The following is a 16,769-nucleotide window of genomic DNA, read 5'->3' as shown; positions in this document are numbered from 1 at the left end:
ACGGTGAAGCCGGCCGACACCTCAGCGCCAGGGGCTCTGCTGATGCAGCGCCTGCGTGAAGACGTACCCATAGTCGAGTTGTGCCAGAAGCCCAAGGGCGGCACCCCGATGCAATGCCCCCTCAGCGACTGCCCCTGTCGCAAAGCCATGCAGCAAGGGGGCACAGCATGAGCGTCTCCACCACCTGGCTGCTGCTTGAGTTCACTGATGAGCTGCCCAAGCGCCTTTACCAACATGCGGAAGCACCTGCCGTACAGCGCCTGTTTGGCGCAACTGAATTGGCCGCCTACGCCGAGCACAGCCCGCTGCTGGTCAATGTTCAGTCCTGCCCTGATGTGTACGGTGCTTTTCATCAAGCCCCCGAACAGTGGCCAGGGCTGCAACTGACAACATCCCATACGGCAGCCGACCTCCTGCAGCATCTGCGTCGCATGCTCTTCGTCCGCTTTGAAGGCCAGCGCAGAGGTGTCTTGCGCTACTACAGCCCGCGCACGGCCAGTTACTTCTTCCCCGCTTGCGCAGAAGAGCGGATGCACTGGCTGGGCCCGATCCAGCAGTTCGACTGGTACGGCGCCACCTGGGCGGAAGAGGCCGACCAGGTACGCCGCCTCTATAGCCTCGACAACCCAGCCGCTGCCCACTGGCAGCAGCCCCCCGCCGGGCAGGCGTACATCCTCGGGCCTGAACACCTCCAGGCCCTGCAACACCAACAGGCACAGCGCTTTCTCTACCACTGGTGGCAGCAATACCCAGGCGTGGACTACGCACACGCATGTGTCTGGATTGAAGAAGGCCGTCAGCTTGGCTTCAGCAGCGCTGACGGGGTAACAGCCTTCCTGAACCTCAGGAAAGCCCAGCCCACACGGCCATTGCCCCAACAGTTGTCCAGCGAAGACGACAGCCAACGCCTGTCGGCTTTGGAGCGTTATTGGGCTGCCGCTTCGAACGATAAGGAACATCACCCATGAGCAGTGTATTTGCCACCAGTAAAGGCGCAGCCTGCGAGCCGCCACGCCTCATCGTCCAGGTTGTCGGCAAGGACCACCCGCCCACCCAGCGCCTGGTCATCTACAGCGTTGATAACAATGAGGAGCAGGAATGGCTCACCCAACAGGACAAGCCTGAGGCCCAGAGCAGCACTAACTTCAGCAGCGTCCTGCACACCTGGGACTGGGAAGGCCAGCCCCTGCGCAATCTCTGGCTGCACATCGAAGCGGAACAGGGCGAGCGCATTCTCGTTCCTCTCTTCGAAAACCTGAAGGCGACACCGCGCCAGCCTGAGCACGGCATGCAGTGGAACCAGATTGTCCCGGTTGTTCCTATGACCGCTTTGCCCGGCACCAAAAGCGATCAGGACCTGGGCACACCCGTGCAGGTTCGCAATGGCTATGTCTATGTCTTCTACAAGGGCAGGCTCTGGCGGGAGTTGGAAGTACGCCAGCAAGGGAGTGCAACCACGTTCCATGACATCGACGTGATGCGCTATCGCCGGGGCAAGGGCTTCAAGTCGGGGCCACGGCAGGCTACCGGCGTGGGTCTTGCCGACATCTGGCTGCCGGCCCAGTACAACAATGCCTACCGCAGCCAGGAGGCGCCTCAGTTGTGCTTCTCCGAAGTGCAACTCAGTGCCGCCCGCCTTCAGCGCCTGGAGCAAGAGGCCGGGTTGCGTGGCAGTCGCTGCCACACACCCGACCTGCGCGCCTCGCAACCCAAGTACAAAAAACTCTTTGACGGCAAGGCAGACGGCAAGGCCATGCTGGAAGCCTTCTCCAACTGCAGCAGCCAAGACCCAGGTAAGCGATTGCCTGCCGAGCGTGTAATGCCAGATCGGCTGGTGCTGGGTCTGCATGCGTTTCCCGTTGCCCTCGCTGCGCCTCAACGACTGCGCCAGCCGGGTTATGAATGGCTGCTCGAACACCCCGCCCGCCACCTGTGCGACCTCTCCGGGGCCTGGCTGGCTCAAGCCAAGCAAACCGCCGCTGCTTTCCTGGAGGGCTGTGCATCCGGTAATTCCCAGGTTGCTGATCCGCTCCTGGAGGGCGGCGTCTTGCGCCATTTGCTGCAACAACAGCTCGAACAGGCCAAGGCTACCGAAGCCAGCCTTTGGGAAGCCCAACCCACCGAAACCGACAGCTTGCAAGCAGCCAGGCAACGCCAGCTCTGGGCCGTCCTGCTGGATGACCCGATGTACCGCATCCGTCACATCAAGCAGCACTTGCAGGACCAGCAACAGCTCCTCCTGTTGTTCGTGCAGCAGGCCCTGCGCTACCCACACCACAACAGTGCATTCCTCATCCAGCAGCAGGTACTACCGGCTACCGTCGGCGGGCAGCCCAACCCGCTGACCGAGAGCCTCGAAAAGATCACGGATGCAGGCCGTCGTGACATCAATCGCTTCACCGCTACAGCAGGGCGCACCCACGTCTGGAGGCAACTGCGCCATGCCCAGAGCCACATCAGTGCCAGCCTGGAGAGCACCCGCTACCAGCAAGCCCTGGCCGATCACCTCAGCCTGGATGGTTACGAATACCTCGCCGAACTCCATGCACTCAGCCAGGTGTTTCCTTTGCTGGTGATCGCTGCCGCCAGGATCGACCCCCTGGCTGGGCAGGGCGTTATCACTGACGCGCTGACTGGCTTAAGCACCGGTGTATCGGGAGAGTCCGGTGGTGCGGAATGGGTCAACCGGGTGGCCAACCAGAACACCCACCCCCTTCATGCCATGATCTGGCCGGACTACACCCTGGAAGCCCTGGCCACTCCCTATCAGGGCCCCCGCGAGGTTGAAATCAACCAGGGCAATGGCCGGTTCCGGCCCGACGAGTTGGCCAAGTTCGAAAAGCTGCCGCCGCCCAGCACTGAGCCCGCCACCCTCAACGCGGCCCTCCTGACGGAGCTGCTCAACGGCGGCAGCTTGCACAATGCCTTGGTCGTCAGCGCCAAGGCTTGCGCCAACGCACTGCATGAGGTGTACGGCAACTTCCAGGGCGCCATACAAACCGCCGAAGCCGCCGTGACCAGGGCCCGGTTTCAGCAGGACCATGGCGCCGTCCAGGAGCAGCACGCGCGTCAAGCCCACGCCAGCAGCCAGGCCGAACAACAACGCAGCGCCCAGGCACGTCAGGCGGCCGAGCAGCACCAGCGCCAAGCCGCAGAAGGGCAGCGCCAGGCTGAAGCCGCCACTCGGCAGCAGCAGCAAACGCGCCAGCAGGTTCAAGGCCAGGTCCGCACCGAACAGGCTGCCGCCCAGGCCAGCGCCCGAGTGGGCAACCTGCGTTTGCATGGCATGGGCGCGGAGCAACTGCGCGGCATGTTGCGAGAAGGGTTCGGGCAACTGGTGTTCACCCGCCGATCAGCCACAGACAAGGGGGCCTATTACGTACTGGGGGTGGCGGATTACCCCGCCCAGAGCGGCGGCGCCGTGCGCATGTACGGCGAGTTCCAAGGCAGCAACGGCAACCTGCTGGGCTCCACCAATGCCCGCACCACCGCCCGTGGCGGGCTGCCTGCTGCAACCGGTGAGCACTTCCTCTTTCTACTGCCTCGGAACAGCCCGGTTGCCCAACGCCTGATCCAGCTCAACCAGACCCTGAATGCCGCCCTGCGTGCCGAAGAAGCCCTGCGCAGCGCCCAGACACAGGCTGCTGCCCAGGCTGAGCGTGCCGCTCAGCAAGCCGAGAGCGCCCGAACCACCGAGCGAGCGGCCAGCCAGCGTGTCCAGCAGGCGGAGGCGGCCCTGCGCTCCGCGCAACTCAGCCAGCAGCAGGCCGAAAGCGCCCTGCAGGGTGAACTCAAGCGCCTGCAACACCTGGAGAACAACCCCTTCTACCGGATTTTGAACAACCGGCTGTTCCCGGCCTCGGTGGTGTTGCTCGAGTTGTATAACGTGCAGGCAGAGCTGGGCAGCCATACGGCAACACGGGCGTCAAAAGGGCGTGGGCGCGCTTTTGCTGGAGTATTGAATGCTGGGGTTGACTTGCTGCTGGCCATGGAGGCCCTGGCTTTCAGAGTGGCCGCCAGCAACAAGGTGTCGTCGGCGCTGCGCAATCCTTTAATTGTAATTTCGAGAAGTTCGGCCATTCGCTGGTTAGGCCAAGCATTGGGTGAAAGCATCGCCACCGTGATTATGGCGCGTATGTTTGTCAGTGCGGGTGCATCGCTTCTGATGGCCGCCATCGCCTTGTATGACGCCTGGGAAGCGGCACGTCGGAACGATGATGCCAAATGGGGCTACCTGATGATTGCCGGCGGTGCCCTGCTCGGCGCCATTGGCACCTTTGTAACCGGGGGCTCCATCTTTGGGCCTTTCGGAATACTGGCCTTGGCACTGATCGTCGGCGGAGCCGCTCTGGTGTACTGGCTCAGCAACACCCCGCTGGAAGACTGGTTGGTCTGCGGCCCCTTTGGCAGCAACCGGGAACACCCTCACCTGCAAGACCCGCAACAGGCCTTCTACCGCCTGCTGGGGTTGTTTGCCGGGCCCTTCGTCCAGGCGCTGCCCAACCCACACTTCCAGCGCAACGCCAAACTCGACCCGCACGACCCCATTCCCTATGCCGTGCGCAGCAGCAACACCCTGCTGCGCATCGAAACCGCCCTCCCTGGGCTGCTCAGCACCTCGGAGGGCCTGGCCATGCGGGTGGAGTGCTGGCTGCGTGCAACCGAGTACGCACGCCACCCAGGCTACAACCTGGCCCTGGACGCCGTGGAAAGCGAGTCACATACGCTTCATCTCGTCACCCCCGCTGCCAAGGTGACCTGGCCCGGCGCATTGGAGTTGTACGTCAAAACCCTTCCAGACCATAGCGTCTCCGTCGGCAGCAGCAGAACCGATACGGTTTATGACTGGGCCTTGCGCATCCAGTCCACCCTCACCACCCCTGAGGGGGAATGGGTCTTTCCCGCCCCGGCCCCCCTCGCGCCCCCCGAGCAAACACCGCGCGCCTTTGCCGAGCAGCCGCACACCTACCACTCCGTTCAAAGAGCCCCGCGATGACCTGCGACACTCCCGAAAGCGAATACGCCCCCACCGCCTACCGACCGGACCGCATCCCCGATCAGGCGCCTGCGGCCCGGCGCCCCTGGAACTTGCGCCTGGCCACCCTTCGGCTGCCCTGGGGCAATACCCAGGACGTAGTGCCGGCCTGGTTCTACCTGAGAAGCTCGCCCGAACATCTGCGTCTTTGCGAGCAGGAGGAGCGGGAGGATGCCGAGAAGAAAGCCAATGGCACCTATGTGCCGCGCATGGCCGAGTCGATGGACTTTCATTACATCTACAACCATCAGCGGTATCGCTTTGCACAGTTATCGCCAGGGGGGCGATTTTGGAATTACCTCTATTTATATGGGAAGGGCTTCTTTTTTACTGCGCTGATATCTTCCATTGTGGTAGCGCCTATCCACATTGCACTAGTAGATGCTCCTTGGTATGAAGAGCTAGAAGCTCTTTTTATAGAGTTTATTTCTTGGTTTGTTGGTGTTCCTCTGGTTATGTGGGCTATTGGCTCCTTGGTTATGCACCATTTCCCCAAACTCTGGGTGCGCCCCTCACGAGGGCCCGTCTGGGAGTTGAATCGCCAAACAGGCATGGTCACCATTTTTGAATATGACCAGTACAAAAAAAACGGCACCATCGGCGAGTTCGTGGCCCCGTTTTATGAATTTGATGCCTATGTGGTTGCCACCGTTCTTAACAAGACGGTGGTGTACCTTCTCTACCTGAATCATCGCTACCAGAATAAGCAGATTGCTTTTCGTCCGCTGGTGGACATCTATCAGGACAGCACGGAGCACTATGCACTCTGGGACTACATCCAGAACTACATGGACGTGAGCCGGCCGCTGCCGGATGTTCCTAAACTGGAAGCATTTCGTCACCTGGACCCGACCACGGCTGCCTATGATCGGCAGCACGGTCGCAACCCGCGTTATTGGGTGGATATGGATGACGCCACCTTCAAGGAAGTACTCAGCAAGCTGCGTAAAGCGATTGCCGAAATCGATACCGAAAAGCGCCTCAACATGATGTACCTGCATGTGAGGTATCAAGACTGAGCCATGTTCACTGCCCACTACGCCCCCACTGCCTACCGGCCGGACCGTATCCCCGATCAAGCGCCTGCGGCCCGGCGCCCCTGGAACTTGCGCCTGGCCACCCTTCGGCTGCCCTGGGGCAATACCCAGGACGTAGTGCCGGCCTGGTTCTACCTGAGAAGCTCGCCCGAACATCTGCGTCTTTGCGAACAGGAGGAGCGGGAGGATGCCGAGAAGAAAGCCAATGGTACCTATGTGCCGCGCATGGCCGAGTCCATGGACTTTCATTACATCTACAACCATCAGCGGCATCGCTTTGCACAGTTATCGCCAGGGGGGAGATTTTGGAATTATCTCTATTTGTATGGCAAAGGTTGGTTTTGGTTTTTCCTTCCACTTCATGTGCTTGCATGTTTTGCTATGGCATGGGTCTCTTCAGGTGAGTTCTGGAAAGAGTTTTATCTTTGTTTTTTAGAGACTTCTGTTTTTTTTCAGGGCATACCTTTAGTTATGTGGGGTATTGGCTCCTTGGTTATGCGCCACTTCCCCAAACTCTGGGTGCGCCCCTCACGAGGGCCCGTCTGGGAGTTGAATCGCCAAACAGGCATGGTCACCATTTTTGAATACGACCAGTACAAAAAAAACGGCACCATCGGCGAGTTCGTGGCCCCGTTTTATGAGTTTGATGCCTATGTGGTTGCCACCGTTCTTCATAACGTGGTGGTGTACCTTCTCTGCCTGAATCATCGCTACCAGAATAAGCAGATTGCTTTTCGTCCGCTGGTGGATATCTATCAGGACAGCACGGAGCACTATGCACTCTGGGACTATATCCAGAACTACATGGACGTGAGCCAGCCACTGCCGGACATTCCCGAGTTGGAAAAATTTCGCCACCTGGACCCGACCACGGCTGCCTATGATCGGCAGCACGGTCGCAACCCGCGTTATTGGGTGGATATGGATGACGCCACCTTCAAGGAAGTACTCAGCAAGCTGCGTAAAGCGATTGCCGAAATCGATACCGAAAAGCGCCTCAACATGATGTACCTGCATGTGAGGTATCAAGACTGAGCCATGTTCACTGCCCACTACGCCCCCACCGCCTACCGACCGGACCGTATCCCCGATCAGGCGCCTATGAAACTTACGCCCGGCCACCCCACTACCCAGTCGGGTTCTGGAGAGGCTTTCACACTTCGCCAAGCAGGGGGCTAATGTGAGCGCACCTAATCCTGCCTCCTATCAATTGGAGTCCGTTCGCGCCGTTGCCAAACGCCTCAAACTGACCTGCCTGGAAGACGCCTGGCTTGGTTGGCAAGTGCGGCATCGTTTCAGGTGCGAGCAAGGGCATGTGTTCGAACGGTTGCCGAACGCGGTCATCCGATCCAAGTGTCAGGTTGTCTGCCCGACCTGTTTGGGGCAGGTATACCTGGAGCGCTTGCAGGCGGTCGCCCGAGGCGCCCAGGTCGAGTGCCTGGATGATCAATGGCGTGGCGCTGATGCGCTTTATAACTTCCGCTGTCCGCTGGGGCATACCTGGCAGCGCCGCTCTACTCGGGCCAATGCCAATGCCAGTTGCCCCGTCTGCAACCGGCAGCACGTCAATAAGCGTAAGCAACTGTCCGACGGTCTGGCCCGTTTGCAGCAGGCTGCACAGTCGAAGGGTGGGGAGTGTCTGTCGGACCATTACGGCGGCACGGCTCAGCGCTACAGGTTCCGCTGCAGTGAGGGACATGAGTGGTTGGCGGCTGGTTGCGACATTCTCAGCAAGGGGCATTGGTGTCGACTGTGTGCTGACCAGCACAAGCGTGAGAGTTACCGGCTGGCGAATGGCCTGGAGCGCTTGCGGGCTTTGGCTGAGAAGCGTGGTGGGCTCTGTTTGTCCGATGTCTATGTGGGGGGGGGCGGCAACGTACCGCTTCCGCTGCGAGGCTGGCCACGAGTGGGAGGCGGTCGGTAAGCGTGTTTTTCGCGGCTCGTGGTGCCTGCGTTGCGAGTGGGCGTCCTGGGGGAGTGGCAAGCGCCTGTCGGCGGATGGGTTGTCGCGGTTACACGCGGCGGCTCGCCGCAAAGGGGGCGAGTGCCTGTCGGCGGAATACCACGGAGTGGCTGGTCGCTATGAGTTTCGCTGCCAGCAGGGACACGAATGGCAGGCATACGGTGGGTCGGTCCTGCGCGGTGCGTGGTGTCAGAAGTGTGCGCACGAGCGGCGCCGTCTGGGCATTGACAAGGCACGGCAGGTGGCGAGGGAGCGAGGTGGGGAGTGCTTGTCGGAGCACTACGTAAACAACGCGACCAAGCTGCAGTGGTTGTGTCACCGCGGTCACACTTGGTGGGTCGGGATGAACTCCATCCAGGCTGGGCATTGGTGCCCCACCTGTGCACACCAGGCCCAGATCAAAAGTCGCACTTCGAAAGCCTGGGCGCGTTACCGTCAAGCCCCGAGGACCGTGGGCCATCTCCCGCGCGTTCCCCCGAAAGAGACACCTTGAAGCGTTGCGCAGTGCAATTCGTTACGTCTTCACGCCCCCCTGAAAGCACGCTATCCGCGTCAGAGCGAATGCACTGACCCGGCGGCTGGCGATGGTGAGCGGGGCAGGTTCGGCCCTCGCCGCGCGCCCCGGCTTCAGAGCGTCCAGGCTGCCTGCAGCCCCTCGAAGATCGCCTCCTCCGCCGTGCGGGCCGCCAGGCAATCGCCAATGCGCTGGAACGGCACCCGGCCTTCCAGGGCACTGCCCAGCTCATCGAACGGCGCATGGCCCTGGCACAGCACCAGGGTGTCCACCTGCTCGAACAGCATCGGCTCGCCGCTGGCGCTGTGCAGCATGTACACCGTGTCGTCGTCGCAGCCATACAGCCGCGCGTAGGGCGTGACCGGGATGCCCAGGCGATGCAGCTCGCCGGCCATCTGGTCGCGCACGTACAGTGGCAGGCTCTCGCCGCAGTGGGTGCCGTTCACCGCCAGCCGCACCGTATGCCCCTGGCGCACCAGGTGCTCGGCGATGCCGGGGCCGATCCAGTCGCAGCGCCAGTCGGCCACCAGCACCGAGCGACCGACCTTCACCTCGCCGCGCAGCACCTGCCAGGCATCCACCACCTGCAGGTCGCCGCCGCGTTCGAACGCCGGCCAGTAGGGGCGGGCGCCGGTGGCGAGGATGACCCGGTCCGGGCGCTCCCGCTGCACCAGGGCCAGGTCCACCCGGGTGTTGCGCTGCACCTGCACGCCGGCCAGCTCCAGCTCGCGCTGCAGGTTGGTGGCCGCGCCGCCGAATTCGCTGCGCCGCGGCAGCAGTTGAGCCAGCAGCACCTGCCCGCCGAGCTGGGCGCCGGCTTCGTAGAGGGTGACCTGATGGCCACGGCGGGCCGCCACGGCGGCCGCCTTCATGCCGGCCGGGCCGCCGCCGACCACCATCACCCGCTGCGGGCGATCGGTGGGGACGAGGCGCCCGAACTGCTGCTCGCGCCCGGTTTCCGGGTGCTGGATGCAGGAGATGGGGTAGCCCTTGTGGAAGTGGCCGATGCACGCCTGGTTGCAGGCGATGCAGGCGCGCACGTCGTCCACCCGGCCGCTGGCGGTCTTCTCCGGCATCTGCGGGTCGCAGATCAGCGCTCGGGTCATGCCGCACACGTCCGCCTGGCCGCTGGCGATGATCTGCTCCGCTTCCTGGGGCTGGTTGATGCGCCCGGTGACGAACAGCGGGATGCCCAGCCGGGCCTTGAAGTGCCCAGCGGTTTCGGCCAGGTAGGCCGGTGCCACCGCCATCGGCGGCACGATGTGCACGGCGCCGCCGAAGGAGGCGGAGGTGCCGGCCACCAGGTGCACGTAGTCCAGTTGCGGCTGCAGGGCGAGCACGGCGGCGAGGGATTCGTCCTCGGTCAGCCCCTGGGGGTCGCGCTCGTCGGCGGAGATGCGCAGGCCGACGATGAAGTCTTCGCCACCGGCTTCACGCACTGCCGCCAGCACCTCGCGGAGGAAGCGCAGGCGGGCGTCGAGGTCGCCGTTGTAGCCGTCCTCGCGCAGGTTGACCCGGGGGTTGAGGAACTGCGCCGGCAGGTAGCCGTGGCTGGCCACTACTTCCACGCCATCCAGCCCGGCCTCGCGCAGGCGCCGGGTGGCCGCGCCGTAGCCGGCGACGATCTCGTCGATCATGGCCGGGTCGAGGGCCCGGGGCATGACCCGGAAGCGCTCGTTGGGCGTGACGGACGGCGCGTAGGCCACCGCCAGCAGGCCGTTGGCGGTCTCCATGATCTCCCGCCCGGGGTGGAACAGCTGCGACAGCACCAGCGTGCCGTGGGCGTGGCAGGCCTCGGCCAGTTCGCGGTAGCCCTCGATGCAGGTGTCGTCCGTGGCCATCAGTACGTGGGAGGTGTAGCGCGCGCTGTCGTGGACGCCGGCCACCTGCAGCACGATCAGCCCCACGCCCCCCTCGGCGCGGGCGCGCTGGTAGGCGATGAGGGTGTCGTTGACGCGGTTGTCGGTGGGCATGCTGGTGTCGTGCCCGCTGGACATGATGCGGTTCTTCAGGCGCTTGCCGCGCAGGTGCAGGGGCTCGAACAGATGAGGGAAGGCAGTCATGGGGGCCTCGGCGAGGTCGTTTCTTATAAATTCATTACTTGTTTGTTTTCAGTAAAAATCAACTTGTTTTTTTAATGGCGTCGTCCTAGCGTGAAAGCCCCCCTCGACGGGGCATCCCTGAACAACAACAAGACTGGGAGCACGTTCATGCGAAACCACACCTCATCTCTGTTCCACCGGCGCAGCGCGCCGTTCCTGCCCCGCCTGCTCACCTGCCTGGCCCTGCTGCTGCCCGCCCTGGCGGCCCAGGCGGCGCCCGACATGGTGGTGGTCGGCTACGGTGGCGACGGCCAGAAGGCCCAGGACGAAGCCTTCTTCAAACCCTTCGCGGCCGAGGATGGCCACCGGCTGATCCAGACCGAATACAACGGCGAGATGGCGCGCATCCGGGTGATGGCCGAGACCGGCCACGTGGACTGGGACCTGGTGCAGATCGAGGGGCCCGACCTGGTGCGCGGCTGCGAGAGCGGCCTGTTCGAGGCGCTGGACTGGTCGCGCCTGGGCGGCCGCGAGGCGCTGATCGACCAGGCCGCCCAGGACTGCGGCTCGGCTGCGATGGTGTGGGGCGTGGCCCTGAGCTACGACGCTGACCGCCTGAAGACGGCGCCGACGTCCTGGGCGGATTTCTGGGACCTGGAGAAATTCCCCGGCAAGCGCGGCCTGCGCAAGCGCGCCGTGTACAACCTGGAATTCGCCCTGCTGGCCGACGGCGTGCCGGTCGGCGAGGTGTACAAGGTGCTGGCCACGCCGGCCGGGGTGGACCGCGCCTTCGCCAAGCTCGACCAGATCAAGCCGCAGATCCAGTGGTGGGAGGCCGGCGCCCAGCCCACCCAGTGGCTGGCGGCAGGCGATGTGGTGATGACCTCTTCCTACTCCGGGCGGGTGGCCGCCGCGCACCAGAGTGGGCGCAACTTCGCCCTGGTACTGCCCGGCAGCCTCTACGGCATGGACTACTGGGCGGTGATCAAGGGCTCCCGGCACCTGCCCCAGGCCGAACGGCTGGTCGCCTACATGAACCGCAAGGCGCCGCAGTTGGACTACATCGGCCGCATCCCCTACGGCCCGACCAACCGTGAGGCTGCCGCCGCGCTGGATGCCGAGCAGGCGCGCTGGATTCCGGCCACGCCCCAGGCCCTGGCGGACGCCCTGCCCATGGACGTGGAGTTCTGGGTCGACCACGGTGAGGAGCTGGAGGAGCGCTTCAACGCCTGGGCGGTGCGCTGATAGGGTGCCGCTACCCGGCCCGCCCTGGCGGTGGGCCACTTCACCTTCCACCGACCCCGGAGCCTTCCATGACGCCGCTGCACGCCCCGCTGCCCCCTTCGTCCTGCTCCCCCGAGGAGCGCACCCTGCGTCAGGAGCTGGCCGCCTGCTACCGGCTGGTGGCGCACTTTCGCATGACCGACCTGATCTTCACCCACATCTCGGTACGCCTGCCGGGGCCCGAGCACCATTTCCTGATCAACCCCTACGGGCTGATGTTCGACGAGATCCGCGCCAGCGACCTGGTGAAGATCGACCTGCAGGGCCGCCCGGTGGAGCCGACCCGCCACAAGGTCAACCCAGCGGGCTTCGTCATCCACAGCGCCATCCATGCCGCCCGCGAGGACGCCCGCTGCGTGCTGCACACCCACACCCGCGCCGGGTGCGCGGTGGCCGCCCAGCCGGCCGGGCTGCTGCCGGTGAACCAGATTTCCATGGAGTTCTACGGCCGCGTGGCCTACCACGGCTACGAAGGGGTGGCGCTGAACCTCGACGAGCAGAAGCGCCTGGTGGCCGACCTCGCCGACAAGCCGGTGATGATCCTGCGCAACCACGGCCTGCTGACGGTGGGGGAGACGGTGGCCCAGGCCTTCCTGCGCATGTACTACCTGGAGAAGGCCTGCGACATCCAGCTGGCCGCCCAGGCCGGCGGCGAGCTGCTGCTGCCGTCCCACGAGGTCTGCGAACACACCCAGCGCCAGTTCAACGAACCCGCGCGCCCGCTGGCGGACGGCGAGTTGAGCGACCCGGATGCCAACGAACTGGCCTGGCAGGCGCTGCTGCGCCTGCTGGACCGGGTGGCACCGGACTACCGCGACTGAGCCGCCCCGCCCGCCGTGCGACGGGCGGGGCCGCCGGTCAGCGCAGCTCGGCCAGCAGGCCGCTCAGGTAGCGCTGCCCTTCGTCATCCAGCGCCTGCAGGGGCAGGCGCGGGACGCCGACGTCCAGCCCGGTCAGGCGCAGGCCGGCCTTCACGGTGGTGGGCAGGCCCCGGCGGGTGATGTAGTCCAGCAGCGCCAGCTGGCGATAGAAGGACTCCCGCGCCTCGTCCAGGCGCCCCTCGCGCACCGCCTCGTAGAGCGCCAGGTTGTGCCCGGGGATGAGGTTGGGCGCGGCGGTGCACCAGCCTTTCGCCCCGGCCACCAGGGCCTCCAGCGCCAGCGGGTTGCAGCCGTTGTAGAAGGCCACCTGGCCGTCGGAAAGCAGGTGCAGCCGGTGCATGCGCTGGATGTCGCCGGTGCTCTCCTTGACCATCGTGACGTTCTCCACTTCCCGGACGATCCGCAGGATCAGCTCCACCGGCAGGTCCGTGCCGCTGGTGCCCGGGTTGTTGTAGAGCATCACCGGGATGCCGATGGCCTCGCCCACCGCGCGGTAGTGGGCGAGGATCTCCGCCTCGCTGAGCTTCCAGTAGGACACCGGCAGCACCATCACCGCGCTGGCGCCCAACTGCTCGGCCAGGCGGGCGCGGCGCACGGTGCGCGCCGTGGTCAGGTCGGACACGCTGACGATGCTCGGCACGCGGCCGGCGACGGTGCTCAGGCTGAACTCCGCCACCGCGTCCCATTCCGGGTCGCTGAGGTAGGCGCCTTCGCCGGTGCTGCCCAGGGGCGCGATGGCGTGCACGCCGCCGTCCAGCAGGCGTTCGATGGAGTGGCCGAGGGCCGGCAGGTCGAGGGCGCCGTCCGCGCCGAAGGGGGTGATGGTGTAGCCGATGATGCCGTGGAGGAGGGAAGAGGACATGGGTGCACCTGGGGCAATGGGCGAAAGGTCTTGTGCGGTGGCGCGGTCAGCTCAGGCAGTCGCCGTGCTGACGCAGGCTGCGCCGTGCGTAGTAGCTGAAGGCCGCGCCATGGCGCTTGGGCGTGGAGATCCAGTCATGGGCCTCGCGGCCGAGGGCCGGCGGGATGGGGCGGATCTCGCCGGCGGACATGGCCAGCAGCTGCATCTTCGCGGCACGCTCGAACAGCAGCGCCAGCACGCAGGCTTCCTCGATGCTGGCACCGGTCACCAGCAGGCCGTGGTGAGAGAGCAGGATGGCGCGCTTGTCGCCCAGGGCGGCGGAGATGATCTCGCCCTCTTCGTTACCCACCGGCACCCCCGGCCACTCCTTGAGGAAGGCGCAGTCGTCGTACAGCGGGCAGAGGTCCATGTGCGAGACCGCCAGCGGCACTTCCAGCATCGACAGGGCGGCGGCGTGCAGCGGGTGGGTGTGGATGATGCAGTTCACGTCCGGGCGGGCGCGGTACACCCAGCTGTGGAAACGGTTGGCCGGGTTGGCCATGCCCTGGCCCTGGAGCACCTTGAGGTCCTCGTCGACCCGCAGCAGGTTGCTGGCGGAAATCTCGTCGAAGCCCAGCCCCAGTTGCTGGGTGTAGTAGGTGCCGGGCTCCTCGGCACGGCAGGTGATCTGCCCGGCCAGGCCGGAATCATGGCCGCCCTCGAAGAGGATTCGGCAGGTCAGGGCCAGTTTTTGCCGGGCCGTCCACGTATTATCCAGCAGGCTGGTCTGCATCTGCCGTTCGGCATGCTGGATCAGTTGGTCTTTGGGGAGGTGCATGGTGGTTGCCATGTGAGCGCCCTTTTTCGGGGTGACGCGAGTGGGGCTCGCGGTCATGTCGAAGCGAATGACACAAACAAAGCTAAATGACACAAAGTGTCATTGGCAAGAGAAAGTTTCCCGCACCGACGCCAAAGGGGCGTTCTGCATGTCCATGCGATTGAAATTGTTGAGAAAAAAACTGGGGATGACCCTGGAAACGCTGGCCGAGAAGACCGGCATGACCAAGAGCTACCTCTCCAAGGTGGAGCGGGGCCTGAGCACGCCGTCCATCGCCACCGCGCTGAAGCTGTCGAAGGCGCTCAGCGTGCCGGTGGAGGAACTGTTCGCCGAGGAGGGTGCCGCCAGCGAGGGCTACAGCCTGGTGCGCCACGACGAGCGGCAGCCGCTGGCGCGGGACGACGAGGGCCCGGCCTACGCCTCCCTCGCCCGGCAGATCGGCGACCGCGCGCTGCTGCCGTTCATCGTCCATCCCCCCCGGGACTTCAGCCATTCGACCTTCAAGGAGCACCTGGGCGAGGAGTTCATCTTCGTCCACCGGGGGCGGGTGGAGGTCGACTTCCTGTCCGAGCGCCTGACCCTGGAAACCGGCGACGCGCTGCACTTCAACGCCCAGAAGCCGCACCGCCTGCGCTCCCTGGGCGAGGAGCAGGCCGAGTTGCTGGTGGTGGTGCACAGCGAGGAGTGAGGCCGCTTCCCGGCCCCGTGCGGTTGAACGAACAGGAGCGTGGTGATGAATACGGAAGTGCGGTTTTCCCGGCTGGAGCCGGAGCAGCGCAAGGCCCTGCTGGTGGACGCCACCCTGGTCTGCCTAAAGCGCTACGGTTTCCAGGGCGCCTCCGTGCGCAAGATCTGCGCCGAGGCGGGTGTCTCCGTCGGCCTCATCAACCACCACTACGAGGGCAAGGATGCGCTGGTGGCCGAGGCCTACCTGGCAGTCAGCGAGCGGGTCATGGGCCTGCTGCGCTGCGCCGTGGAATCCGCCCCGGGGGCTGCCCGGCGGCGCCTCTCGGCCTTCTTCCAGGCCTCGTTCTCGGCGGAGATGCTCGACCCCCAGTTGCTCGACGCCTGGCTGGTGTTCTGGGGCGCGGTGACCCACATCGAATCCATCTGCCGGGTCCATGACCAGTCCTACGGCAACTACCGCAGCCTGCTGGCCGACGCCCTCGCCCTGCTGGCGGACGAGGAGGGCTGGCCCGCCTTCGACGCCGGTCTTGCGGCCATCAGCCTCAGCGCACTGCTGGACGGGCTGTGGCTGGAGTCCGGCCTCAACCCCGCCACCTTCACCCCCGAGCAGGGCGTGCTGATCTGCGAAGCCTGGGTCGACGGCCTGCAGGCCGGCGCCTACCGGCGTTTCCTGGGGGTGTGATCGAGCCGGCTGTGCGGGCCCTCAGTCGCCCGTCCGGCTCAGCCATTCGATGAACAGCGAGAACAGCTCCGCCTGGGAGCCGATCCCCAGCTTGATGTAGAGGTTCTTGCGGTGCATGCGCACCGTCTCGGGAGAGATCGCCAGGGCCTTGGCGCTGGACTTGGCCGAGTGACCGCGCAGCAGCAGGTGGCACACCTCCAGTTCGCGGGCCGTTAGGCGGCCGTCGCCGAAATGCCGGAACGCCTGCTGCAACTGCGCGGCGAAGCTCGGCTCCGCCTGGGCCGGGGGCGCGGTCTGCGCCCAGTGGCGGCGGCCCAGTTCCAGCACGGTGGGGGCGAGGGCGCGCAGCAGGGCCAGTTGCCCGGGCTCGAAGGGGCGGGCGCTGAGGCCGTTGTAGAGGCTGACGGACACCCGCTCCCGCGGGCTCAGTTCGAGCATGAAGTAGCAGTCCTCCACCGAGCCGGCGCCCAGGTAGTAGGTCTTGTAGTACTGGCTGCTGAAGAAGTCGTCCGGGGCGATCTCGCCGAGGGTGTAGAAGCCCTCGGCCAGGCCCTGGTCCACCGCCAGGCAGAACGGGTCCAGCAGGTAGCCACGGGAGAAGTAGCGTTCGAGCAGCAGCTCGCGGTTGCCGGGCGGTATGCCGCGCTCATGGAGCAGGGTGGGGGCGCTGCCGATGCGCTCCAGGCTGACCATCACCGACTCGATCGGCACCAGGCTGGCGAGGGCGTCCAGCAGGCGGCCGGGGAACGCCTCGGTGCCGCAGCTGGCGATGGCACCGGCGAGGAGTCGGTGCCAGTCCTGCAACCTGTCCAGTTCCACCTGCTGCACCTGTGTCGTCGCCCCGGCTCGCTGAGTTCGCGGCAGCATACCCCAGGGAAAAGGCGACGCCGAGCGTGGGGCCGTACCCTCAAATGGGGTATGTCCGTAGCGGGAGCGGCTGCCTAGGCTCGGGGCATCAACCAGCA

General features: G+C 65.0%; 13 protein-coding genes and 1 pseudogene. 9 read left to right on the top strand and 5 right to left on the bottom strand.

From position 1 onward, the window contains the following. Positions 1-171 (top strand): annotated as a pseudogene (locus tag A7D27_RS28605) (type VI secretion system tip protein VgrG); the annotation flags it as partial. After that, positions 168-968 carry a DUF4123 domain-containing protein gene (locus tag A7D27_RS03750; protein WP_069564110.1) on the top strand — a complete coding sequence of 267 codons (801 nt, stop codon included), beginning with the start codon at positions 168-170 and terminating at the stop codon, positions 966-968. The pseudogene A7D27_RS28605 and the gene A7D27_RS03750, both read left to right, overlap by 4 nt. On the opposite strand, the gene A7D27_RS27640 is transcribed toward A7D27_RS03750, so the two are convergent. Continuing rightward, positions 959-1,285, bottom strand: a complete 327-nt coding sequence (locus tag A7D27_RS27640) for a hypothetical protein (protein WP_139134045.1) — start codon at positions 1,283-1,285, stop codon at positions 959-961. The genes A7D27_RS03750 and A7D27_RS27640 overlap by 10 nt on opposite strands. A gap of 3 nt (positions 1,286-1,288) precedes the next feature. Here A7D27_RS27640 and A7D27_RS03745 point away from each other — a divergent pair, with 3 nt between their 5' ends. The 3 genes from A7D27_RS03745 to A7D27_RS03735 are packed head-to-tail and all read left to right on the top strand — an operon-like array spanning position 1,289 to position 7,107. After that, on the top strand, positions 1,289-4,996 hold the full coding sequence (locus tag A7D27_RS03745) for a hypothetical protein (protein ID WP_139134044.1): 3,708 nt from the start codon (positions 1,289-1,291) through the stop codon (positions 4,994-4,996). Further along, complete coding sequence (locus A7D27_RS03740; RefSeq protein WP_069564108.1) at positions 4,993-6,054, top strand: hypothetical protein; 1,062 nt, start codon at positions 4,993-4,995, stop codon at positions 6,052-6,054. The genes A7D27_RS03745 and A7D27_RS03740 overlap by 4 nt, the downstream gene beginning before the upstream one ends. Before the next feature lie 3 nt (positions 6,055-6,057). Then, positions 6,058-7,107 (top strand): hypothetical protein, encoded by a 1,050-nt coding sequence (locus tag A7D27_RS03735; protein ID WP_083265510.1) that lies wholly within the window; start codon positions 6,058-6,060, stop codon positions 7,105-7,107. Between the two features lie 1,555 nt (positions 7,108-8,662). On the opposite strand, the gene A7D27_RS03725 is transcribed toward A7D27_RS03735, so the two are convergent. Then, positions 8,663-10,612, bottom strand: coding sequence for an FAD-dependent oxidoreductase (locus tag A7D27_RS03725; RefSeq protein WP_069563483.1), 1,950 nt, complete (start codon positions 10,610-10,612; stop codon positions 8,663-8,665). A gap of 261 nt (positions 10,613-10,873) precedes the next feature. Between A7D27_RS03725 and A7D27_RS03720 the strand changes: the two genes are divergently transcribed. Beyond that, positions 10,874-11,836, top strand: a complete 963-nt coding sequence (locus A7D27_RS03720; protein WP_371914805.1) for an ABC transporter substrate-binding protein — start codon at positions 10,874-10,876, stop codon at positions 11,834-11,836. Positions 11,837-11,904: 68 nt separating this feature from the next. Continuing rightward, the gene (locus A7D27_RS03715) at positions 11,905-12,696 is read left to right on the top strand and encodes a class II aldolase/adducin family protein (RefSeq protein WP_069564105.1); all 792 of its coding nucleotides are present in this window, start codon (positions 11,905-11,907) and stop codon (positions 12,694-12,696) included. Positions 12,697-12,733: 37 nt separating this feature from the next. Here A7D27_RS03715 and A7D27_RS03710 read toward each other — a convergent pair whose 3' ends face one another. After that, positions 12,734-13,618 carry a dihydrodipicolinate synthase family protein gene (locus A7D27_RS03710; RefSeq protein WP_069564104.1) on the bottom strand — a complete coding sequence of 295 codons (885 nt, stop codon included), beginning with the start codon at positions 13,616-13,618 and terminating at the stop codon, positions 12,734-12,736. 46 nt (positions 13,619-13,664) lie between these two features. Then, entirely contained in the window at positions 13,665-14,447 is a 783-nt protein-coding gene (locus A7D27_RS03705) for an aldolase (RefSeq protein WP_044401056.1), read from the bottom strand. A gap of 136 nt (positions 14,448-14,583) precedes the next feature. Between A7D27_RS03705 and A7D27_RS03700 the strand changes: the two genes are divergently transcribed. Together A7D27_RS03700 and A7D27_RS03695 are read left to right on the top strand one after the other, a co-directional pair. Then, positions 14,584-15,123, top strand: coding sequence for a helix-turn-helix domain-containing protein (locus A7D27_RS03700; protein WP_044401059.1), 540 nt, complete (start codon positions 14,584-14,586; stop codon positions 15,121-15,123). Positions 15,124-15,168: 45 nt separating this feature from the next. Further along, entirely contained in the window at positions 15,169-15,804 is a 636-nt protein-coding gene (locus tag A7D27_RS03695; protein ID WP_069563478.1) for a TetR family transcriptional regulator C-terminal domain-containing protein, read from the top strand. Positions 15,805-15,825: 21 nt separating this feature from the next. On the opposite strand, the gene A7D27_RS03690 is transcribed toward A7D27_RS03695, so the two are convergent. Further along, positions 15,826-16,632: a helix-turn-helix transcriptional regulator gene (locus tag A7D27_RS03690; protein ID WP_069563477.1), complete on the bottom strand. Its 807-nt coding sequence runs from the start codon at positions 16,630-16,632 to the stop codon at positions 15,826-15,828. Between the last annotated feature and the right edge of the window lie 137 nt (positions 16,633-16,769).

Origin of the sequence: Pseudomonas sp. 1D4 (assembly GCF_001728925.1) — a bacterium.
Classification (GTDB): Bacteria; Pseudomonadota; Gammaproteobacteria; order Pseudomonadales; family Pseudomonadaceae; genus Metapseudomonas; species Metapseudomonas otitidis.
Note: the sequence above shows the minus strand (reverse complement) of the source record. Positions and strands in the feature narration are given on the sequence as shown.

Coding starts and splice junctions, on each gene's coding strand:
- A7D27_RS03750 (WP_069564110.1), top strand. CDS start 168: ATGAGCGTCTCCACCACCTGGCTGCTGCTTGAGTTCACTGATGAGCTG.
- A7D27_RS03745 (WP_139134044.1), top strand. CDS start 1,289: ATGCAGTGGAACCAGATTGTCCCGGTTGTTCCTATGACCGCTTTGCCC.
- A7D27_RS03740 (WP_069564108.1), top strand. CDS start 4,993: ATGACCTGCGACACTCCCGAAAGCGAATACGCCCCCACCGCCTACCGA.
- A7D27_RS03735 (WP_083265510.1), top strand. CDS start 6,058: ATGTTCACTGCCCACTACGCCCCCACTGCCTACCGGCCGGACCGTATC.
- A7D27_RS03725 (WP_069563483.1), bottom strand. CDS start 10,612: ATGACTGCCTTCCCTCATCTGTTCGAGCCCCTGCACCTGCGCGGCAAG.
- A7D27_RS03720 (WP_371914805.1), top strand. CDS start 10,874: ATGGTGGTGGTCGGCTACGGTGGCGACGGCCAGAAGGCCCAGGACGAA.
- A7D27_RS03715 (WP_069564105.1), top strand. CDS start 11,905: ATGACGCCGCTGCACGCCCCGCTGCCCCCTTCGTCCTGCTCCCCCGAG.
- A7D27_RS03710 (WP_069564104.1), bottom strand. CDS start 13,618: ATGTCCTCTTCCCTCCTCCACGGCATCATCGGCTACACCATCACCCCC.
- A7D27_RS03705 (WP_044401056.1), bottom strand. CDS start 14,447: ATGGCAACCACCATGCACCTCCCCAAAGACCAACTGATCCAGCATGCC.
- A7D27_RS03700 (WP_044401059.1), top strand. CDS start 14,584: ATGTCCATGCGATTGAAATTGTTGAGAAAAAAACTGGGGATGACCCTG.
- A7D27_RS03695 (WP_069563478.1), top strand. CDS start 15,169: ATGAATACGGAAGTGCGGTTTTCCCGGCTGGAGCCGGAGCAGCGCAAG.